Source organism: Halobacterium bonnevillei (assembly GCF_009831555.1).
Lineage (GTDB): Archaea > Halobacteriota > Halobacteria > Halobacteriales > Halobacteriaceae > Halobacterium > Halobacterium bonnevillei.
In genome coordinates this window covers 1-3,406 of the sequence record NZ_WUUU01000241.1, presented here as the reverse complement: position 1 = coordinate 3,406, position 3,406 = coordinate 1, and the positions used below count along the sequence as shown (strand labels likewise).

Sequence of the window (3,406 nt, the reverse complement as noted above, 5' to 3'; positions counted from 1 at the left end):
GGCGACGACGAACTCGCTGCGCTGGAGGACGCGCTCGGCGTCGACCGCCCCACCCGAATCGAGGGGTTCGACGTGAGTCACGCCCAGGGGACGGCGGTAGTCGGGAGCAACGTCTGTTTCGTGGACGGCGCCGCGGAGAAGCCGGACTACCGGCGGAAGAAACTCGACGACGAGAACGACGACTACGCGAACATGCGGCGGCTGGTGGCGTGGCGCGCCGAGCGCGCGGTCGCCGGCCGCGACGACCGCCCGGACCCCGACCTCCTGCTCATCGACGGCGGCCGCGGGCAACTCGACGCCGCCATCGAGGCCCTCGAGGACGCGGACTGGGACGTGCCCGCGGTCGCGCTCGCGAAGGACAGGGAGGTCGTGGTCACGCCGCAGCGGACGTACGACTGGGACAGGGACGCGCCCCAGTTGCACGTCCTCCAGCGAGTGCGGGACGAAGCCCACCGGTTCGCGGTCGCGTACCACCAGACGCTGCGGGACGACGTCGCGACGGCGTTGGATGGCGTCGACGGCGTCGGCCCCGAACTCCGGAAGCGCCTGCTGCGACGGTTCGGGAGCGTGGAGAACGTCCGGGACGCCTCGGTCGCGGACCTCCGGGACGTCGAAGGCGTCGGGGAAGCGACCGCAGAGACGATCAAGCGGCGGCTGTGACTATCCGAGTTCCGACCGGCGGAACGACAGGAATCCGACGAGCAGCGACCCGACGCCCCAGGCGGCCATCACGGCAAGGTTGAACCAGAGCTGCCGGTCGAGCGGCGACCCCTCGTACGTGAAGTTCATCGCGACCTGGTCGTACTGGTCGACGACGCCCGTGTAGACGATTTCCGTCGCGGACAGGTACGCGGTCGCGGGTGAGAGCGCGCGAATCACGTCCTGTGTGGACTCGGAGACGGTGACGCCGAGCAGGTCGCCGGCCATGCTCACGAGGTTCGGGAGGTTCACCGTCGGGAAGAACCCGAACCAGAACGGCACGAGGAAGAAGTACGCGCCGAACACGCCGAGCATCGCGCGCGACCGGCTCTCCGTGACCGCGGAGAACGCGACGTAGACGCCGACGAACGAGAACGCGAACAGCAGCGTGACGCCCGTGAACTTCGCGAACCGCTCGACGCTCGGCGCGTTCTCGTACAGCGGGACGGCGACGACGAACGCGACGGCCATCGCGACGACGACGGCCGCGAGCGCGACGCCGAGTCGCGAGACGAGTTTCCCGAAGACGTACTCGGCGCGCGTGTTCGGGAGGCCGAGGGCGTACTTGAGGACGCCGGTGTCGCGGTCGCCCGCAATGGAGAGGTACGTCAGCGGCGCGATGACGATGGGGAACGTCAGGAACAGGAAGAACGAGACGTCGAAGAGCGCGCGGTACGGGTCGGGGTGGTGGTCGGCGTCCATCGCCACGATGAGCGCGACCATCGCGGTGAGGATGCCGACGACCCCGAGCACGATGTACGACCGGCGGGCGTTCGTGAAGTCGTCGCGCGCGACGGTGTAGAGGCTCACGCGGCGTCACCTCCGGCGGTCGGAGCGGCTCGCTGTGCTGGCGGGTCGGCGTCCGCGCCGTCGCCGCCGTTCTCCGTGTACTCCTCGAAGAGCGCCTCCAGCGAGGCGTCCTCGATGGTGATGTCGGTGACGACGGTGGCGTCGTCGAGCACGCGCAGGGCGGGCATCTTCGCGTCGGGCCGCGTGCACGCGATGCGGAGCGAGCCGGCCTGGACGGTTACGTCTCGGACGCCGTCGACCGCCGTAATCGGGTCGGTGTCGGGGATCGACTCGACCTCGGCGTCGATGACGGATTCGGCGTCGATGCGATCCCGGAGGTTATCGATGGTGTCGACGGCGGTCATCCGGCCGTCGTGCATGATACCGACGCGGTCGCAGACCTGCTCGACCTGCCCGAGGACGTGGCTGGAGAAGAACACGGTCGCGCCGCGGTCGGCCTCCTCGCGGACGATATTCCGGAGGAGTTTCGCGCCCTTCGGGTCGAGGCCGCTGGAGGGCTCGTCGAGGATGAGGAGGTCGGGGTCACCGACCAGCGCGATGGCCAGCGCGAGGCGCTGTTGCATCCCCTTGGAGTAGTCGCCGGCGGCGCGGCGGGCGTCGTCGGGGTCGAGGCCGACGCGGTCGATGAGGGCGTCCGGGTCGTCGTCGACCCCCTTCGTTTCGATTGCAGACCGAACGTGTTCGCGCCCGGTGAGGTTCTCGTAGACGCCGAATCCTTCGGGGAGGAGGCCGGTTCGCTGGCGGACGGCGCGCGATTCGCGGGTGGCGTCGTGGCCGAGGACGGTCGCCGACCCGTCGCTTGGGTCGAGGAAGCCGAGGAGGACGTTGATGGTGGTGGACTTCCCGGCACCGTTGGGGCCGAGGAAGCCGAACACCTCCCCCTCCTCGACGGTCAGATCCAGGGCGTCGACGGCGACCAGGTCGCCGAAGCGTCGTGTCAGAGCGGTCGTCTCGAGGGCGGGCATGGACGAATGTTCGATTCGCTGGACAAGAAACTGACGACAAGTCTCTCGGCGTGCAGACGCGCTGTGCGTTTCGTTCTCACGGCATCTGATTTCTGGGGCGTCGACCCGACGGCACGTCTCGGAGCGCTCGGTCCACCCGGCACCGGTGAATCCGCAGCCGAACGCGGTCTGCGGTCGGACCCAGTGTGTCCTCAGGCGTCCCCGACCAGTCCAGTGGGCGCGAGGACGCGCCAGAGCACGCCCGGTGCGAGGAGGCTCGTCGGCGGGTGTTCGAGACGCAAGACGCGCGCGAACCGGTCGGAGACGTAGCCGTTCTCCTGTGCGGTGTCGACGACGCGGGCGACGTAGCGGTTGAACAGGTCCGTCCCCCTCGGCTTCGGGCCGGTCGTCGCCGCGAACTCGAAATCCGCGCCGACCGTCATCCGCCAGACGACGTCCGCGACGTCACCGACGCGCCCGAAGAACCGGGCGCCGAGTCCGTCGCGGCCGCCCGCAAGCGCGTCGTGGAGCGCCAGCGCATCGAGCGCCGCAACGGACATACCCTGGCCGTAAACCGGATTGAAACTCGCGACGGCGTCCCCGGTGACGAGCAGGCCCTCTGGGAACCGCTGGACGGCCTCGTAGCGTCGCCGGAGGCTGGACGGGAACGGGTAGTGCGCAACGTCGGTCGTCCGCCACTCGTGGTCGTCCAGCAGCGACACCAGGTCGTCGGTGGGGAGGCTGTCGGCGAACGCCCCGACGCCCGCCGGGTCGGTGGGCGGGTGGTCGCCGTGGAGACCGAACAGCGTCACGACCCAGCGGTCGTCCTCGACGGGGATGGCCGTCCCGCCACGCGTACTGGGCGCCGACGGCGCGAACAAGTACGCACGGTTGGCTCCGGGCGGTCGCTCGACCTCGACCGTGCTGTACGCGAGGTCGACAGTGACCTCGTC

The 3,406-nt window shown here is 69.7% G+C and carries 3 protein-coding genes and 1 pseudogene; 1 reads left to right on the top strand and 3 read right to left on the bottom strand.

Annotated features, from left to right (window positions below; genetic code table 11):
• Positions 1–660, top strand: a 660-nt coding sequence (locus GRX66_RS17590; protein ID WP_233745640.1) for a helix-hairpin-helix domain-containing protein, incomplete at its 5' end; no start/stop codon positions are given.
• Here the strand turns inward: GRX66_RS17590 and GRX66_RS17585 are convergent.
• The 3 genes and pseudogenes from GRX66_RS17585 to GRX66_RS17575 all read right to left on the bottom strand — a co-directional run.
• Positions 661–1,509, bottom strand: a complete 849-nt coding sequence (locus GRX66_RS17585) for an ABC transporter permease (RefSeq protein ID WP_159527666.1) — start codon at positions 1,507–1,509, stop codon at positions 661–663.
• Positions 1,506–2,474: an ABC transporter ATP-binding protein gene (locus tag GRX66_RS17580; RefSeq protein ID WP_159527665.1), complete on the bottom strand. Its 969-nt coding sequence runs from the start codon at positions 2,472–2,474 to the stop codon at positions 1,506–1,508. Before GRX66_RS17580 ends, GRX66_RS17585 begins: the two co-directional genes overlap by 4 nt.
• Before the next feature lie 191 nt (positions 2,475–2,665).
• Positions 2,666–3,406: pseudogene (locus GRX66_RS17575) on the bottom strand (oxidoreductase); the annotation flags it as partial.

Bases quoted from the DNA above. Each gene is read 5' to 3' on its own strand.
- GRX66_RS17580 (WP_159527665.1), bottom strand. From the start codon at position 2,474: ATGCCCGCCCTCGAGACGACCGCTCTGACACGACGCTTCGGCGACCTG.